Raw genomic sequence first — 17,381 nt, forward strand, 5'->3', positions numbered from 1 at the left:
CTTATGTGCCCACCCGCCGATGCGTTCCGCACCGGCGTTTGATAGACATCCACTCATGCCTCTCACTCCCGAGGAGCCTCAGATTCACGAGAGCGCCCAGGGTCCCCGCGCCACTCCGGCCGCAGGCCGCACCGCGCCGACCCCTCGCCCCGTACCCGGTCCGCGTTCCGCGGCCTCGCCGCGTCCCGGACACCCGGGCGCCGGTCCGGCCAGGCCAGCGCCCCCGGCGCAGCGCGCGCACACCTCTGCCGGGAAGCCTCAGGCGACCCGGCCGGAGACCCGTTCCGTGCCACAGATCCAGCTGATCCCCGCCCCGGCGGACGGCGCCGTCGATGCCGCCGACGAGGCGATCGACCTGCTGCTCGACTCCGGCCGCGCCCCCGGCGACGTCCTCATGCTCACCACCGGAGAGCAGCACCCGTGGGCCGCCCACGAGCTCTCCTTCGGCGAGGACGCCTACTGGGCTCAGCACGACGCCGGCGACGACGTCTTCTACCTGGACGCAGCCGCGGTCGACCGGGCATCGGCCCGGCCTGTGGTGGTCGTCGCGGTCAACGGAGGCGCCGACGGCGCCGCCGCCCGCGCGCTGCCCGCGGCCATGGAGAAGGCGACCACGCTGCTGATCGTGTGCGGCGACCCCAAGCGGATCAACGCCGTGCTCGGCGCGGGCGTCTGAGCCCACGTCCTCGACCGGCCCCACGGCCGGTCGAGCGCCGGCTGCCTGGTCGTGCGGGCAGCCGGACGAGGGTGCCGCTCAGCGTGCCGCCGTGCGCCGGAGTGCTTCTGCCGCGCCACTGGCCGTCCGCAGCGGGCGCGCGTCCATGTCGGCTCCGGCGTCGGCCAGATCGCCCGGCGGCGACATGGAGTCGGGCCGACGGCCTCCCCGGCCCTCGCCCAGCACCTGCCACCCGCCGCGCGTCAGCGTGATGTAGGCGCCGCAGCGCAGCCCGTGCAGGGTGCAGGCGTCCCGCAGCCCCCACATCCACGCGCCGTCCTCCTCCGTCCAACGCTCGTCGCCCTCACGGCAGTAGAGGAGCACGGCCGTGCGCACGGGCGTGCGACGGCGCAGGTCGTGTGGGATGACCCGGCGCAGATGCGCCAGCAGGACGTTCCGGAACTCCCAGCCGTCGGCGGGCGTGGAGCGGCGGGTGAACGAGGCGCTGGCCGCCAGCCGCTCTTCATGGTCGAGCACGGCGACGACAGCGGTCGCCGGCGCCGGACGGTGGCGGGAGTGCAGTCCGCTGACCACCTCACGCGGGTTGCGCAGCAGGGGGATTCCGGCTGCCGCCCACTCGGCGGGCTCGAGCATCCTGGCGAGGCGGCTGGCGGAATTGGCCGACGTGTTGAGCGAAGTGGCTGCGGACGAGGCGAATCCGAAGGTCACGGTCCTCCCTTCGGATACACGCCCGCTAAGCGGGCAGGGTCGGGTGAGGGCGCACCACGGCACAGCCCTTCGGGGCCGCGAACGAGCCGTGCGGGGAGCATTCCAATTCTTGCTGCCCCATGGGCGTGCGGCAACGAGCAATTTGGCGTCACCGGCGGGAATCGGCGGGTATGACTCTCATATCCCTGCCCCGCCGGGCCTCAACTGATCCCTCCAGTCACGCCTGGACGGCGAGGACCAGCGGAAACACCCCCTTCGCACCAGACCTGCGCAGCAAACGCGCCGCCACCGCGAGCGTCCAGCCGCTGTCCGACCAGTCGTCTACCAGCAACACCGGACCATCGGCCGCCGCCAGCGCCTGGGCCAGCTGCTGCGGCACGGTGAAGGCCTCGTGCAAGGCCCTCACCCGCTGAGCGCTGTTGGTGCGAGAGATCCGCTCCTCCAGCGCCTGAGGCGCGTACTCCACGGAGCCCAGCAGGGGCATCCGGCCGACCTCGGCGATCCGCCCGCCGAGGGACCCCACCAACTGAGGCTTGCTGCGCGAGGCGACGGTGACCACGCCGACGGGGCGCGGCGGAGCGTCCGCGGACCCCGACGCCCAGCCTCCGGGACCCTTCGCCCAGTCGGCGAGCACGGTCACCACGGCGTTCACCACGTCGTCCGTCACCGGAGCGTCCGGTGTCTGCGGTGCGAGCATCGGCCGCAGCCGGTTGCCCCAGCCGATGTCCGAGAGTCGCCCCAAAGCCCGTCCTGAGGACGCCTGCTCCCCTTCGGGGATGCGGCCCTTGAGATTGACGCCCACCGCCACCAGCCCGGTCGGCCACATCTTGCGGGGCTCCACCTCGACGCCTGGCCTGCCCAGCTCCCCGCGCGCGGCGTCCAGGGCGGTCGCCGACACCTTGTCGCTGAACCTGGCCCCCGAGCAGTTGTCGCAGCGACCGCACGGCGCGGCTTCCTCGTCGTCCAGCTGCCGCCGCAGGAACTCCATTCGGCAGGCGGCCGACCGCGCGTAGTCCCGCATCGCCTGCTGCTCCGACTCCCGCTGGCGGGCGACCCAGGCATAGCGATCGGAGTCGTACGACCAGGGCTGGCCGGTCGTGGTCCAGCCGCCCTTCACACGGCGCACCGCACCGTCCACGTCGAGCACCTTGAGCATCGTCTCCAGCCGCGTGCGCCGCAGCTCGACGAGCGGCTCGAGCGCGGGCAGCGAGAGAGGCCGGTCCGCCTGCGCGAGGACGTCCAGGGTGCGCCGGACCATCTCCTCGGGAGGAAAGGCGACCGAGGCGAAGTACTTCCAGATCGCCTCGTCCTCCTTCCCCGGCAGGAGCAGCACCTCCGCATGCTTCACTCCACGGCCCGCGCGGCCCACCTGCTGGTAGTAGGCGATGGGGGAGGAGGGCGACCCCATGTGCACGACGAATCCCAGGTCCGGCTTGTCGAAGCCCATGCCCAGCGCCGATGTGGCGATCAGCGCCTTGACGCGGTTGGCGAGCAGATCCTCCTCGGCCTGCTGCCGGTCCGCGTTCTCCGTGCGGCCGGTGTACGAGGACACGGTGTGGCCGCACTGGCGGAGGTAGGCGGTGACCTCTTCGGCCGCCGCCACCGTGAGGGTGTAGACGATCCCGGAGCCGGGCAGCTCGTCGAGATGGTCGGCGAGCCAGGCCAGCCGGTTGGCGGCGTCGGGGAGCTGGAGAACGCTGAGGCTCAGGCTCTCCCGGTCCAGCGCGCCGCGCAGCACCAGCGCGTCCGTGCCCGCCCCGGTGCCCAGCTGCTCGGCGACGTCCGCGGTCACCCGGGCATTGGCCGTGGCGGTGGTGGCCAGCACCGGGACGCCGGGCGGCAGGTCCGCGAGCATCGTGCGCAGCCTGCGGTAGTCGGGGCGGAAGTCATGGCCCCAGTCGGAGATGCAGTGGGCCTCGTCGACCACCAGGAGCCCGGTCGCGGCCGCCAGCTTCGGGAGCACCTGGTCGCGGAAGTCGGGGTTGTTCAGCCGCTCGGGACTGACCAGCAGCACGTCCACCTCGCCGGCCGCGACCTCCGCTTGGACCGTGTCCCACTCCTCGGTGTTCGACGAATTGATCGTCCGGGCCCGGATGCCCGCCCGCGCCGCCGCCTCGACCTGGTTGCGCATGAGCGCGAGCAGAGGAGAGACGATCACGGTCGGACCGCTGCCCTGCTCGCGCAGGAGCGAGGTGGCGACGAAGTACACAGCGGACTTGCCCCAGCCGGTCCGCTGCACGACCAGCGCCCGGCGCTTGTCGGCGACGAGCGCCTCGATCGCCCGCCACTGATCCTCCCGCAGCCGGGCCTCGCCCGTGCTGTCGGAGACGAGGCGGGCGAGGACGGCGTCGGCCGAGGCCCTGAGATCTGCGCGGTCTGCGTTGGTCATGCCCCCATGCAACCTGATAGCGCTGACAATGCGCGAATGGGACCGCAAGCCTGTGGATAACGTTATCCACAGGGGTCGCGAGATCGGATCGGGCACGAGACGGTCTTGCCATGAACAAGCACTACGAACCCACCGGACCGGCCGCCGACCAGCAGATCACCCTGCGCGGCCCCGCCGAACTGGCCGACGCCCTTCCGTACATGCTGGGCTTTCACCCCGACGACTCGATCGTGATGGTCGCGCTGCACGGCAGCCGCGGCCGCTTCGGCGGACGGCTGCGGCTCGGCATTCCAGGCTCGCCACGCGAGTGGTCGCCCGTGGCCGAGCAGCTCGCCGACTCCCTGATCGAGAGCAGCGAGCGCCGCGGGGCGCGACCGGACGGCATCGTCGTCTTCGTCTGCCAGGATCCAGCCGCGGGCGAGACGAGCCGCCAGGTCATGGAGCGGCTGCGCCCCCTCGCGCAGCGGCTCCGCACCGCCTGCGGCGACCGGGACGTGCCCGTCTACGAGGCGCTCTGCGTCTCCGACGGCCGCTACTGGTCCTACTGCTGCCCCGACACGCGCTGCTGCCCGCCGGAGGGCAGCGTGCTCGCCTTGCCGGGCACCTCGGTGATGGCCGCGGCCGCTGCCTACGCCGGCATTCAAGTACGCGGCACGCTGAGGGAGATGGAGGGCAGGCTCTCGCCCTGGACGACGCCGGCAGCCGTCGCCCAGGAGCAGGCGCTGGACTCGGCCGGCGCGGTGCTTCTGCCGAGGCTTGTGGACGGCGACGGGCGCAAGCAGGTCCGCGCGGAGACCGTCGATCTCGCCCGAGCACTGATGAAGTGCATCGAGGAGACGCCACCGGCCGCGGGCTGGGCCGAGGCCGACGCGTCGGACGACAGGCTCATCACCGACGACGAGGCAGCCTCGCTGATCCTCGGTCTCCAGGACCGCGAGACCCGGGACCGAGCGGCGGAGTGGATGGAGGGGCCGGAAGCGGAGCCGGCGCTCCGGCTGTGGCGGGCTCTGTCGCGCAGGTGCGTCGGCCCCTACCTCGAGCATGCCGCCGCACCGCTCGCCCTCGCCGGCTGGGTCTGCTGGTCCACGGGCGACGAGCCCGGCGCGCGGGTGGCCCTGGGACTCGCCCTGCGGAGCGACCCCGACTATGTCTTCGCTCGGCTGCTGCACCAGGCGTGCAATGAGGACCTAGACCCCGAGACGCTGCGCAGCTGCCTGCGCAGCGAGCGCGACGCACGCGTCTTCGCGGAGACGGGCCGGCCCGGTCGGCCGCGGCGCGCACGGACGGGGCGGCCCAAGCCGGGCGCCGGCCAGGCGAAGCCCGGTGCGGGCCAGGGGCGGCCACGCAGGGGGAGGAGCCGGCCGGGGGCAGGCCAGATCCGGCCGCGCAGCGGGCAGCAGGCGCGGTCGAGCACGGTCAGCAAGAGGGACCTTCCGGTGGCCGGGGCCGCTCCCGACGACAGTGCGTCAAGGAGCGGCGCCCGCCCCGGAGCCGTCGCCGACGCGAGCCCGACGCGAGCGGCCGGCAGGCGTGCCGGGCAGAGCAGTCCTAGGAGCGGGCCATGACGGCCGTGACCCGGGCGCCCGTGCCCCCGTTCACCTTCATGGCGGAGTCGTACGACCCGTGCCGTCGAATTCGCAGCGGCTGTCCGCAGTGCATGGAAGGCACCTCAGACCCACCATGGCCCCCACACCACCCCGTCGGCCGCCCATACAGCAGACCGGCCCGCACACGCCCGTCCGTCCGGCGCTGCCGGCCGCCGCACGGACCGGCGACCTGCCGTCGGTGCACCACACGCTCATCTGCGTCGCCCTCCCGTGTCTGGCGGTCTCCCCGGAGCACGGGCAGCTCACCGGCCAGGGCCTCGAAGGCGTCTACCAGTCCGGCCGGCGCCTCCTCTCCCGCAGCCACCTGCGGGTCGCCGGGCGCGAGCCGGTCGCGGTACAGGGCAGGCTGGTCTCCGCCGACCGCGCCGGATTCATCGCCGTGGTGCGTTCGCCGGCCGATATCGGGCCGGACCCGGAGATCGCGGTCGAGCGATCGCGCGACGCCGACGGCACGGAACGGATCACCCTGCGCAGCTCAGCCGCGAGACCGCTCCGGCTTCCGGTGGAGCTGGCGCTCGGGACCGACCTCGCCGACCTCGGGGCGGTGGCGGCCGGACGCGCTGGACCGGAGCTGCCCGCCAGCGTGTACGACTCGGGCCTGCGCTGGTCGGCGGCGGACTCCCCAGCCCAAGGCGCCCACGCCGTCGTCACCGCCGATCCGCCTCCCCACGACACTCTGGCATCGGCGGGACTGCTGCGATGGGAGGTGGAGCTACAGCCTGGAGCCTCCCGGACCATCGAGCTCCGCGTCCGCTCCGACCGTCCGGTGCGCTCCGCTGCCCGCACGGGCAGCCAACCCCTGCCCGAGGCGCACGCCGAGGGGGACGACACGCGGCTTCAGGACATGCTCAGGACGAGCCTCGGCGACCTCAGGGCGCTCCTGCTGCGCGATCCCGCCCATCCCTCGGAGGTCTGGCTGGCGGCGGGCGTGCCCTGGCGCTGCGGGCCGGCGCCCGCCGAGGCGATGTGGGCCGCGCGGATGGCGCTCCCGCTCTCCACCAGGCTGGCCTCGGCCACCCTGCGGACGTTCGCCCGCAGCCAATGCGTCGGTTCAGGGCCGGACTTCGGGCGTATCCCCGGTGCCTTGCGGGACGCGGGTCCGCATCTGCCGCCGAGCTGCACCGGCGTCGAGGCGACCCTCGCGTTCCCGGCGGTCCTCGCGGAGGCATGGCGCTGGGGGATGCCCGAGCAGGATCTGATGGAGCTGCTCCCGGCGGCGGAGCGCTGCCTGCACTGGCTTCGGCAGGCCGCGCGCGTCGACGGGCTGCTGCCCGAGCCCGGCCCGTCCGGGGTCCTGCGCGCCGAGACCCAGGCCCATGCCCACCGCGCCGCCCTGCTCGGGGCCGACCTGCTGGAGGCCTCCGGCAGGCCCGGGGCCGAGAGCTGGCGGGACTGGGCCCAGGCGCTGCGCCACCGATTCCGGGAGGCCTTCTGGATCGACGACAGAGCGGGCGGTCGCCCGGCGACGGCCCGGACGCCGGGCGGACGGCTTGCGCCGCACCTGGGCGGCGGCGCGGCGCATCTCCTGGACACCGGGCTGCTGGGCGGCGGCAGTCTCGCCCCCGGGCTGCTGGACAAGGTGCAGACCGAGCAGCTGGCCCGACTGCTCGGCAGCCCGGCGCTGGACTCCGGCTGGGGACTGCGCAGCCTGGGCGCCAAGGAGCCGGGGCACAACCCGTTCGGACACCGCGCCGGCGCCGTGCGCGTACACGAGACGGCCGTCGCGGTGACGGGTCTGGCCGCCGCCGGATACGAGCGGGAGGCGGCGTCCCTGCTGCGCGGACTCCTGGACGCGTCGACCGCCTTCGGGCACCGGCTGCCCGAGATGTACGCGGGGGAGCAGCGCACGGCGGGCAGCGTTCCGGTCCCGCACCCCGCTGCGTGCCGGCCCGCGGCCCTGGCCGCCGCAGCCGGGATCCAGCTCCTCACCACGCTCGCCGGCATCCGCCCCGACGCCCCCGCCCGGACGGTCGCGCTGCATCCGATGCGCTGCGCTCCTCTCGGGGCCGTGCAGATCTCCGGGCTGCGCGTCGCGGGAGAGCCCTTCGGGGTACGGATCAGCAGGCTCGGCCTGGGGATGGTCGAGGAGGCGGCAGACTGGCTTCAGTTGGGAGTGTAGCCAGCAGCGGACCAACGGGGATGGAGTCGCCAGTGGACCAGGAAACAGCCGCCGCGGACGGAGAAGGGACTGTTTATCGTCAGGCAGACGACTATGATCACGGCATGTCGCCCTACGACCCGTCGGCCTTTCCGCCCTTCGCCGTCACCGTCGATCTGGTCGTGCTCACCGTGCGCCGCCACGCGCTCTGCGCGCTGGTCGTACGCCGCGGCGAGCAGCCGTTCCAGGGACGGTGGGCGCTGCCCGGGGGGTTCGTCAGAGGCGACGAGGACCTGGCCGCGGCGGCAGCTCGGGAGCTGGCCGAGGAGACGGGGCTGTGCGCGCACGACCCCGCGTCCCCGGCCCCCGGGAACGGCGCGCATCTGGAGCAGCTCGCGACGTACGGCGACCCCAAGCGCGACCCCCGTATGCGGGTCGTCAGCGTCGCTCACCTGGTGCTCGCCCCCGATCTGCCCGCACCCCGCGCCGGCGGCGACGCCAACAGCGCGCGCTGGGCGCCGGTCGAGGACCTGCTGGGGCAGGAGAGCGGGTTCGCGCGCGAGGGCGAGCCTCCCGCGCCCCTGGCGTTCGACCACGCGCGGATCCTGGCGGACGGGGTGGAGCGGGCGCGCTCCAAGATCGAGTACTCCTCGCTGGCGACCGCGTTCTGCCCGCCGGAGTTCACGGTCGGCGAGCTGCGGCGGGTCTACGAGGCGGTGTGGGGCGTCGCCCTCGACCCCCGGAACTTCCACCGCAAGGTGACGGGCACGCCGGGCTTCCTGGTTCCCGCCGGGGGGACGACGACCCGTCAGGGCGGGCGTCCCGCCCAGCTCTTCAGAGCGGGCGGCGCCACCGTGCTCAACCCGCCGATGCTGCGCCCAGAGGTCTGACCGGGGCCGCCCGGGTGTCGGTCGGCGCCTGACACCCGCGGGTCTCGCCCCGCTGCGCGAAAAGTCAGAAATGTCGCGTTATCTTTCTGCGGTAGCCAGCTCTGCCGCCGAGCGGTCCTCACCTTCCGCTCTTCTGTGAGAGAAGCGATGCTCCAGGCCATCGGACTCACCAGCACCCGCCGCCGAGGCTCCCCGCCCGCCGTCGACGATCTCACCTTCGAGGCCGAGCCCGGCTCTGTCACGGCCCTTCTCGGCGCGGCGGGCGCCGGCAAGACGACGGCGCTGCGCCTCATGCTCGAACTGGAGCCCGGCCGGGGCGTGACGTACTTCCGCGGACTCCCCCTCCACCGCATCGCCCACCCCGCCCGAGAGGTCGGGGCGCTCCTCGGCGACGTGCCGGGCCATCCCGCGCGGACCGTCCGCAGCCAGCTGCGCATGCTCTGCGCGGCCGCCGGGACGCCCGCCTCGCGGGCTGACGAGGTGATCGTCGAGGTCGGGCTCGCGGCCCTCGCCCATCAGCGGCTGGGCGCGCTCTCGCTGGGCATGGACCGCAGGGTCGGCATCGCGTCCGCGCTGCTCGGCGACCCGCAGACGCTCCTCCTCGACGAGCCGTCCAGCGGCCTCTCGTCGCGCGAGCGCGGCTGGCTGCACGGACTTCTGCGGTCGCACGCCGAGCGCGGCGGAACCGTGCTGTACGCCACCGAGGACCCCAAGGAGGCCGCGAGCGCCTCCGACCGTGTGGTCACCATCGACGGCGGGCAGCTCGTCGCGGACCAGGACGTCGCCGCCTTCTCCCGCACCAGGCTCCGCCCGCGCGTGGTGGTCCGCACCCCGCACGCGGCCCGCCTCGCCGACGTGGTCAGCCGCGAGGCGCGAGCCGCCCAGCGCTCCGTCGAGGTCGTCGCCGAGGAGGGGACCCTGCTCTCCGTCTACGGCAGCACCTGCGCCGAGATCGGCGAGACGGCCTTCCGTCACCGTGTCCTCGTCCACCGGCTCAGCGACGAGGTGGGCGACGCAGGCCCCGCCCCCTCGCGTCCGACGGCGCCAGAGGCGAAGTCCATCCCAGGAGCCCCAAGAGCCTCAGCAGACGCGTCAGGCCCATCGAACCTTCTGGGTGCAGAAGCCCCCTCAGATCCCTCAGACTCATGGGCCACACCAGCCGCAGCGACCTCACCGACCGCATCCGTGCCGTCGTCGAGACTCACCCCCGACGCCGCCAGTCGGTCTCTCGCGCCCGACGAGCACCAGACCGGCATGGAGCTGCCCGCGACGCCTCTCCGGCCCGTACGCAGCCCCCTGCGGCCGCTGCGCTATGAGGTGCGCCGCCTCCTCGGCGTCCGTACCGCCCCGCTGATCGCCGTCGCCGTGATCGCCGTCTCCGTCGCCCTGTGCCTCCTGCTCGCCCGCACCGGAGGCACCCCGCTCCCCGCCGTCCTCGCCGCTTGGCCCGGCATCCTCCCCCTCCCGCCCGCCGCCTTCGGGGCCGGGCTGCTCGGCGCGCTCTCCTTCGGCGAGGAGCACCGCTTCCCCGCGCTCGCCGCCGCCCGCGGCACCGTCCCCCGCAGGCTGGGCCTCCTCCTCGCCAAGCTCGCCGTGACCGCGACGGCCGCGCTGCTGCTCGCCCTCCTCGTCGTAGCAGCGGACGCCCAAGCGCTGCGCCTCGTCTATGGAGCCGATCTGACTCCGGCCCCCCGGAACTGGCCCGTCATGGCGGCCAGTTGGAGCGGGCTCGCGGTCGGCTGCGCCTGGGCCGGACTGCTTGCCGCGGGGGTCTTCCGGGCCACGGCCGCGGGAGTGGCCGCCGTTCTGGCCGTACCGGTTCTGATCGCGCCGCTCGTGCAGAAGGCGATCATCGTTCCCTCGGTTCGTTCGATCACCGGACTGCCCGACCGGCTGCGCGAGCTGGCCGGCGTACAGCTGCCGCGGCAGGTCGATCCCTGGCTGATGGGGGCCGTGCGCCTGGTCGTCCAACCCGTCGGCGCAGCACTGGCGTTGTCGCTCTCAGCCCTGATCTGCGCATATCTGTTCACGGACCTTCGCCGCAGGGCGCGCTGGTGAGCAAGGGCGACCAGGACCCGGCGAACTGGCCATAACTTCCTTGAAGTCGCCCGTTTCTTTACGATAAGTCGTCAATTGAGGGGAGAGCGCCGATCACCCTTTCGTGTGCTTTTCACCAAAGACCTCAAGGGCCGCCGGAGCCACGCCGACAAAGGATGCGTGAGTACCCTTGCGCACACCATGATGACCGCCGCCCGCCCCGCCGACTCTGCTCTCGCGGGCCCGGGCGAACTCGATCGATACCCCTACGCGGAGTCGCCCGGCGTCGACCGCGTGAGCCCTCCCTCGTGGGACGGCTCCGACGCCGAGTTGGGCCGGGTGGGCCGCCGTGCGGCAGGCAGCCGGGGCCGCGGACTGCACGGCCAACTCGTCCAGCAGCTCGGCCAGATGATCGTCTCCGGGGACCTCGGCGCCGACCGCCCGCTGGTCCCCGAGGAGATCGGTCAGCGCTTCGAGGTCTCCCGTACCGTCGTACGGGAGTCCCTGCGCGTCCTCGAGGCCAAGGGTCTGGTCAGCGCGCGCCCCAACGTCGGAACCCGCGTCCGCCCGGTCAGCGACTGGAACCTGCTGGACCCCGACATCATCGAGTGGCGCGCCTTCGGCCCGCAGCGCGACGATCAGCGTCGGGAGCTGAGCGAGCTGCGGTGGACCATCGAGCCGCTCGCGGCGCGCCTCGCCGCGGGCCACGGCCGTGACGACATCCAGCAGCGGCTCACCGACATGGTCGAGATCATGAGCCACGCCCTCACTCAGGGCGACGGGATCACGTTCTCCCGAGCCGACGCGGAGTTCCACTCCCTGCTCATCCAGCTCGCCGGCAACCGCATGCTCGAGCACCTCTCGGGCATCGTCTCCGCCGCCCTCCAGGTCTCCGGCGGTCCGGTCACCGGCTGTGACCGCCCCACCGAGGTCTCGCTCACCCACCACGCGCGCATCGTGGACGCCCTCGCCGCCGGCGACGCGCACGCCGCCGAGTCGGCCATGCGTCAACTGCTCACCGTTCACCCGGAGGTGGAGCGGGTCGTGCCCGCGCCCCGCGAGCACTGACCGCCCCGGCGGTCGGGAGTGCCCAGGGCGTACGCATCGAGTGCCGCCGGATTCCATGGGATCCGGCGGCTCGGTCGGGGCATCCGGCAGGCTGCAAAATGCGATGAAAGCCCCCTCTGACCGATTCGTCGCACATGGGATGTGACCCGGGCCACGTAGATTGGGCGTAACACTCCTCGAAACCGTGCGATGACCTAAGAGGTGACTGCCGAGGAGGGAATACAGCAGCCGTTCAGCGCGCTGTTGCAGCTCCGAGGTCCACCCCGCGCCACCGGCACATCCGCAGCCTGGTGGTCGTCGGCTCCAGCCCGATCCTGGGCGGGGCCGGAAGCCGTTTTCCATCGTTCCGAGAGGTTGTTCGTGTCGGCCAGCACATCCCGTACGCTCCCGCCGGAGATCGCCGAGTCCGAGTCTGTGATGGCGCTCATCGAGCGGGGAAAGGCTGATGGGCAGATCGCCGGCGATGACGTGCGTCGGGCCTTCGAGGCTGACCAGATTCCGCCAACCCAGTGGAAGAATGTTCTGCGCAGCCTCAACCAGATCCTCGAGGAAGAGGGTGTGACGCTGATGGTCAGTGCCGCGGAGTCGCCGAAGCGCGCCCGCAAGAGCGTCGCTGCGAAGAGCCCGGCAAAGCGCACCGCCACCAAGACCGTAGCGGCCAAGACCGCCACGGCGAAGACCGTCGCGGCCAGCGCGGCGTCGACGGCCGAGACCGTCGACGTCCCGGCCGACGAGGCATCGGCGAACGCGCCTGCCAAGAAGACGGCCGCCAAGAAGACGGTGGCCAAGAAGACGGTGGCGAAGAAGACCGCCGCCAAGAAGACCGCGGCGAAGAAGACCGCGGGCAAGAAGGACGACGAGGCCGTCGAGGGCGAGGAGCTGCTCGACGAGGTCCAGCCCGGCAAGGGCGACGAGGAAGAGGCCGAGGGCGAGAACAAGGGCTTCGTCCTCTCCGACGACGACGAGGACGACGCGCCCGCGCAGCAGGTCGCCGTCGCCGGCGCCACCGCTGACCCGGTCAAGGACTACCTCAAGCAGATCGGCAAGGTCCCCCTCCTCAACGCCGAGCAGGAGGTCGAGCTCGCCAAGCGCATCGAGGCCGGTCTGTTCGCCGAGGACAAGCTGGCCAACTCCGACAAGCTCGCTCCCAAGCTCAAGCGCGAGCTGGAGATCATCGCCGAGGACGGCCGGCGCGCCAAGAACCACCTGCTGGAGGCCAACCTCCGTCTGGTGGTCTCCCTGGCCAAGCGCTACACCGGTCGCGGCATGCTCTTCCTGGACCTGATCCAGGAGGGCAACCTCGGTCTGATCCGCGCGGTCGAGAAGTTCGACTACACCAAGGGCTACAAGTTCTCCACGTACGCCACCTGGTGGATCCGTCAGGCAATCACCCGCGCCATGGCCGACCAGGCCCGCACCATCCGTATCCCGGTGCACATGGTCGAGGTCATCAACAAGCTCGCGCGCGTGCAGCGCCAGATGCTCCAGGACCTGGGCCGTGAGCCCACCCCGGAGGAGCTGGCGAAGGAACTCGACATGACCCCCGAGAAGGTCATCGAGGTCCAGAAGTACGGCCGCGAGCCGATTTCGCTGCACACCCCGCTGGGCGAGGACGGCGACAGCGAGTTCGGCGACCTGATCGAGGACTCCGAGGCGGTCGTCCCGGCCGACGCGGTCAGCTTCACGCTCCTGCAGGAGCAGCTGCACTCCGTTCTCGACACCCTGTCCGAGCGTGAGGCGGGCGTGGTCTCCATGCGCTTCGGTCTCACGGACGGCCAGCCGAAGACCCTGGACGAGATCGGCAAGGTCTATGGCGTGACGCGTGAGCGCATCCGTCAGATCGAGTCCAAGACGATGTCGAAGCTGCGGCACCCGTCGCGTTCGCAGGTGCTGCGCGACTACCTGGACTAGGTCGCGTCCACACGCCGGCGAAGGGCCCGGATCCCCTCGGGGGGACCGGGCCCTTCGCGTGCGCGCAGGTGCGAGGCGAGGCCTGCTGGCTGACTCTGGGTGGACTCCATTCCACGCAGAGTCAGGAGGCCGTATGCGTCGTCCCCTTGCCCGAGCCCTGACCGGGGCGCTGGCCCTGGTCACCGTGGCTGTCGTGGCCCCGTTGACGTCGCCCCCGTTCGCAGCCGCCGACAGCGTGGTGGTGGGCGGCTATGCCGTACAGGTCGAGGAGAGCCCATGGGTCGTCGCGCTGTCCAGCCGTGACCGGTTCGGAGGTACGCGGGCCGGTCAGTTCTGCGGCGGCGTGCTGGTGTCGCGCACACAGGTGATGACGGCCGCCCACTGTCTGAGCCGGGTCGTGCTCGGCAAGGACGTCAGCGAGGTGCGCGATCTGACGGTGATCACAGGGCGCTCGGCGCTGGTCGGCAGTGGAGGCCGGGAGGTCCTGGTGCGCGAGGCCCAGGTCAGCCCGGCGTACAACCCGATGACCAACAGCTCCGACATGGCCGTGCTGACGCTCGCCGAGGAGCTGCCCGCCTCCCAGGTGATCCCTATGGCGGGCCCCGGCGACCCGGCCTACGAGCCCGGGACGAGCGCCACCGTCTACGGGTGGGGCGACACCACGGGGAACGGAAGCTACGCGTCCGCGCTGCATGCCGCCCCGGTGACGGTGTTGCCGGACGCGGCGTGCGCCCAGGCCTACCCAGGCGGTCTGGGCGGGCGGTACCTGGCGTCCACGATGCTCTGCGCGGGAGACTCCCGCGGCGGGCGCGACGCCTGCCAGGGAGACAGCGGAGGGCCGCTGGTGGCCCGTGGGCGGCTCATCGGCCTGGTCTCCTGGGGCAGCGGCTGCGGGGAGGCGGAGAGCCCCGGGGTGTACACGCGGATCTCGGCGGTGGTCCCGTCGTCGTAGACCGTGGACGCCGGCCGGGGCCGCTGGGGGGCCTGTGATCGCTCGCAGGCCGGTGCAGGCGCGCTGTGAGCGGCCAGGGGGCCGCCGCAGCGGCGGTGACCGTACGAGAACGGGCGACCGCCCCTGGTGTCCAGAGGCGGTCGCCCGTCGGCCGGTCCGAGACCGGCCCTTGGCTCGTCGTGGATGCGAGGTGTCTGCCGATCAGCGGTCCTCTTCGCCGACGCTGGCCGGTACGGCCGTGAGTCGGTCGGTCTCATCCTGTATTTCCGCGGCGATCTTCTTGAGTTCCGGCTCGAACTTGCGCCCGTGATGGGCACAGAAGAGCAGCTCGCCACCGCTGGTCAGGACGACGCGCAGATATGCCTGGGCGCCGCAGCGGTCGCAGCGGTCAGCGGCCGTCAGCGGGCTCGCAGGTGTCAGAACAGTAGTCACGTCGCCTCTTCTCTAGCTCGACGAGCTGTCGTACCAGGGTCAACATCCAACCAGGCCGAAAACGTTCCCGCTCGTGGCTTTTCCTCGAAACTTCTTCTCGAGGTGGCTGTCTGCTGCCGGTTGGCGGCGAATGAGCCGTATTGCTTCGCTCTACGGATTTCGCGTTGCTTGTCTCGTTTGGCCCTCCCGGCTGGGTTGCCGGTTGTTGATGAGGACGTGCCCGGAGCCTAAATGGTTCATGCCTCGAAGGGAACGTGATGTGCACGTCACTCCAACGAGGGATCGAACACGCATGCGACCGTGGACTAGCATGAGAAATCACGAGGGTGGCGTTACATCGGCTCTACCAGGCCTCGGTACCCTCTGACCGGAGACCGACGCCGGGCCTTTACCCCCCTGGGCCACATTTGAAATTCAGCGAGGAGCGAACCGCGTGACCGCCGAAACGTCCGTGCCGTCCACTGCGCTGCTGACCGCAGACCGTGACGGCTCCAACTACACCGCGCGGCACCTGCTCGTCCTCGAGGGGCTCGAGGCCGTCCGCAAGCGCCCTGGCATGTACATCGGGTCCACTGACAGCCGCGGCCTGATGCACTGCCTCTGGGAGATCATCGACAACTCCGTCGACGAAGCCCTCGGCGGCCACTGCGACCACATCGAGGTCGTCCTCCACGAGGACAGCTCCGTCGAGGTCAAGGACAACGGCCGGGGCATCCCGGTCGACGTCGAGCCCAAGACCGGCCTGTCCGGCGTCGAGGTCGTCATGACCAAGCTGCACGCCGGCGGAAAGTTCGGCGGCGGCTCGTACGCCGCCTCCGGCGGTCTGCACGGCGTGGGCGCCTCCGTGGTCAACGCCCTCTCCGCCCGTCTGGACGTCGAGGTGGACCGCAACGGCGCCACGAACCTGATCAGCTTCCGTCGCGGCGTCCCCGGGATCTTCACCGAGTCCGGTCCCGACGCGCCCTTCGACCCCGCGAACGGGCTGCTCAAGGGCAAGCGCGTGCCCAAGAACCGCACCGGCACCCGCGTGCGGTACTGGGCGGACCGCCAGATCTTCCTCAAGGACGCCAAGCTCTCCCTGGAGCACCTGCACCAGCGCGCCCGCCAGACCGCGTTCCTGGTGCCCGGCCTGACCATCGTGGTCCGCGACGAGCGCGATCTCGCCGGCGAGGGCAAGAGCGAGGAGATCTTCCGCTTCGACGGGGGCATCAGCGAGTTCTGCGAGTACCTCGCACAGGACAAGCCGGTCTGCGACGTGCTGCGGCTGACCGGACAGGGCAGCTTCAAGGAGACCGTCCCCGTCCTGGACGACCGCGGCCACATGACGCCCACCGAGGTCACCCGCGAGCTCGGCGTCGACATCGCCCTGCGCTGGGGCACGGGGTACGAGACGAACGTCAAGTCCTTCGTCAACATCATCGCCACCCCCAAGGGCGGCACCCATGTGACGGGCTTCGAGCGCTCCGTCACCAAGACGATGAACGAGGTGCTGCGCTCCGCCAAGCTGCTGCGCGTCGCCGAGGACGACATCGTCAAGGACGACGCCCTGGAGGGCCTCACCGCGGTCGTGACCGTCCGGCTCGCCGAGCCGCAGTTCGAGGGCCAGACCAAGGAGGTGCTGGGCACCTCGGCGGCCAACAGGATCGTGGCCAACGTCGTGGCCAAGGAGCTCAAGGCGTTCTTGACCTCCACCAAGCGGGACGCCAAGGCGCAGGCCCGCGCGGTCCTGGAGAAGGCCGTCGCCGCCGCCCGCACCCGCATCGCGGCCCGGCAGCACAAGGAGGCGCAGCGCCGTAAGACCGCCCTGGAGACCTCCTCGCTGCCGGCGAAGCTCGCCGACTGCCGCAGCGACGACGTGGAGCGCAGCGAGCTCTTCATCGTCGAGGGAGACTCCGCGCTCGGCACCGCCAAGCTCGCGCGCAACAGCGAGTTCCAGGCGCTGCTCCCGATCCGGGGCAAGATCCTCAACGTCCAGAAGTCGTCCGTCTCCGACATGCTGAAGAACGCCGAGTGCGGCGCAATCATCCAGGTCATAGGAGCCGGGTCCGGCCGGACCTTCGACATCGACGCGGCGCGGTACGGCAAGATCGTGCTGCTGGTCGACGCCGACGTCGACGGCGCCCACATCCGCTGTCTGCTGCTCACGCTCTTCCAGCGCTATATGCGGCCGATGGTGGAGGCGGGCCGCGTCTTCGCCGCCGTGCCGCCGCTCCACCGCGTCGAGCTGATCCAGCCCAAGCGCGGCCAGGACAAGTACGTGTACACGTACTCCGACAGCGAACTGCGGCAGACGCTGCTGGAGTTCCAGCGCAAGGGCGTCCGCTTCAAGGACTCCATCCAGCGCTACAAGGGTCTGGGCGAGATGGACGCCGACCAGCTCGCGGAGACCACGATGGACCCGCGCCACCGCACCCTGCGCCGGATCAACATCGGGGACCTCGAGTCCTCCGAGCAGGTCTTCGACCTGCTGATGGGCAACGAGGTCGCTCCCCGCAAGGAGTTCATCACCAGCTCCGCGGCCACCCTGGACCGCTCGCGGATCGACGCCTGACACCGGATCGACGCCGGTGAGACCGGCCCCGCCCACCCGGGGGTGGAGCCGGCGTCTCCACC

12 protein-coding genes are annotated in these 17,381 nt (G+C 71.8%); 9 read left to right on the forward strand and 3 right to left on the reverse strand.

Annotation, left to right across the window (positions count from 1 at the left end; translation table 11 throughout):
• Window positions 1-55 precede the first annotated feature (55 nt).
• Window positions 56-676: a hypothetical protein gene (locus tag AB0M39_RS13820; RefSeq protein ID WP_365363651.1), complete on the forward strand. Its 621-nt coding sequence runs from the start codon at window positions 56-58 to the stop codon at window positions 674-676.
• A 78-nt stretch (window positions 677-754) separates the two neighbouring features.
• Here the strand turns inward: AB0M39_RS13820 and AB0M39_RS13825 are convergent, their stop codons facing one another.
• Together AB0M39_RS13825 and AB0M39_RS13830 are read right to left on the reverse strand one after the other, a co-directional pair.
• Window positions 755-1,384 (reverse strand): hypothetical protein, encoded by a 630-nt coding sequence (locus AB0M39_RS13825; RefSeq protein ID WP_365363653.1) that lies wholly within the window; start codon window positions 1,382-1,384, stop codon window positions 755-757.
• 217 nt (window positions 1,385-1,601) lie between these two features.
• Window positions 1,602-3,773, reverse strand: coding sequence for a RecQ family ATP-dependent DNA helicase (locus AB0M39_RS13830; protein WP_365363655.1), 2,172 nt, complete (start codon window positions 3,771-3,773; stop codon window positions 1,602-1,604).
• A gap of 110 nt (window positions 3,774-3,883) precedes the next feature.
• On the opposite strand from AB0M39_RS13830, the gene AB0M39_RS13835 reads away from it, so the two are divergent.
• The 7 genes from AB0M39_RS13835 to AB0M39_RS13865 all read left to right on the forward strand — a co-directional run bounded on the left by AB0M39_RS13835 (window position 3,884) and on the right by AB0M39_RS13865 (window position 14,336).
• On the forward strand, window positions 3,884-5,338 hold the full coding sequence (locus AB0M39_RS13835; protein ID WP_365363657.1) for a DUF4192 domain-containing protein: 1,455 nt from the start codon (window positions 3,884-3,886) through the stop codon (window positions 5,336-5,338).
• 115 nt (window positions 5,339-5,453) lie between these two features.
• Entirely contained in the window at window positions 5,454-7,499 is a 2,046-nt protein-coding gene (locus AB0M39_RS13840; protein WP_365363659.1) for a glycogen debranching N-terminal domain-containing protein, read from the forward strand.
• A 104-nt stretch (window positions 7,500-7,603) separates the two neighbouring features.
• Window positions 7,604-8,368, forward strand: a complete 765-nt coding sequence (locus tag AB0M39_RS13845) for an NUDIX domain-containing protein (protein WP_365363661.1) — start codon at window positions 7,604-7,606, stop codon at window positions 8,366-8,368.
• Window positions 8,369-8,515: 147 nt separating this feature from the next.
• A complete protein-coding gene (locus AB0M39_RS13850; RefSeq protein WP_365363711.1) occupies window positions 8,516-10,426 on the forward strand; it encodes an ATP-binding cassette domain-containing protein in 1,911 nt (636 codons plus the stop codon).
• A gap of 159 nt (window positions 10,427-10,585) precedes the next feature.
• Window positions 10,586-11,473 (forward strand): FCD domain-containing protein, encoded by an 888-nt coding sequence (locus tag AB0M39_RS13855; protein WP_365363663.1) that lies wholly within the window; start codon window positions 10,586-10,588, stop codon window positions 11,471-11,473.
• 360 nt (window positions 11,474-11,833) lie between these two features.
• Complete coding sequence (locus AB0M39_RS13860) at window positions 11,834-13,384, forward strand: RNA polymerase sigma factor (RefSeq protein ID WP_365363666.1); 1,551 nt, start codon at window positions 11,834-11,836, stop codon at window positions 13,382-13,384.
• Between the two features lie 133 nt (window positions 13,385-13,517).
• Window positions 13,518-14,336, forward strand: a complete 819-nt coding sequence (locus AB0M39_RS13865) for a serine protease (RefSeq protein WP_365363668.1) — start codon at window positions 13,518-13,520, stop codon at window positions 14,334-14,336.
• Window positions 14,337-14,537: 201 nt separating this feature from the next.
• On the opposite strand, the gene AB0M39_RS13870 is transcribed toward AB0M39_RS13865, so the two are convergent.
• Entirely contained in the window at window positions 14,538-14,768 is a 231-nt protein-coding gene (locus tag AB0M39_RS13870) for a hypothetical protein (protein WP_266536878.1), read from the reverse strand.
• Window positions 14,769-15,201: 433 nt separating this feature from the next.
• Here AB0M39_RS13870 and AB0M39_RS13875 point away from each other — a divergent pair, with 433 nt between their 5' ends.
• Window positions 15,202-17,319 (forward strand): DNA topoisomerase IV subunit B, encoded by a 2,118-nt coding sequence (locus AB0M39_RS13875; protein ID WP_365363671.1) that lies wholly within the window; start codon window positions 15,202-15,204, stop codon window positions 17,317-17,319.
• The last annotated feature ends 62 nt before the right edge of the window (window positions 17,320-17,381 follow it).

This window comes from Streptomyces sp. NPDC051907 (assembly GCF_040681075.1).
In the GTDB taxonomy this organism is placed as follows: Bacteria; Actinomycetota; Actinomycetes; order Streptomycetales; family Streptomycetaceae; genus Streptomyces.

Bases quoted from the DNA above. Each gene is read 5' to 3' on its own strand.
- AB0M39_RS13820 (WP_365363651.1), top strand. From the start codon at position 56: ATGCCTCTCACTCCCGAGGAGCCTCAGATTCACGAGAGCGCCCAGGGT.
- AB0M39_RS13830 (WP_365363655.1), bottom strand. From the start codon at position 3,773: ATGACCAACGCAGACCGCGCAGATCTCAGGGCCTCGGCCGACGCCGTC.
- AB0M39_RS13835 (WP_365363657.1), top strand. From the start codon at position 3,884: ATGAACAAGCACTACGAACCCACCGGACCGGCCGCCGACCAGCAGATC.
- AB0M39_RS13840 (WP_365363659.1), top strand. From the start codon at position 5,454: ATGGCCCCCACACCACCCCGTCGGCCGCCCATACAGCAGACCGGCCCG.
- AB0M39_RS13845 (WP_365363661.1), top strand. From the start codon at position 7,604: ATGTCGCCCTACGACCCGTCGGCCTTTCCGCCCTTCGCCGTCACCGTC.
- AB0M39_RS13850 (WP_365363711.1), top strand. From the start codon at position 8,516: ATGCTCCAGGCCATCGGACTCACCAGCACCCGCCGCCGAGGCTCCCCG.
- AB0M39_RS13865 (WP_365363668.1), top strand. From the start codon at position 13,518: ATGCGTCGTCCCCTTGCCCGAGCCCTGACCGGGGCGCTGGCCCTGGTC.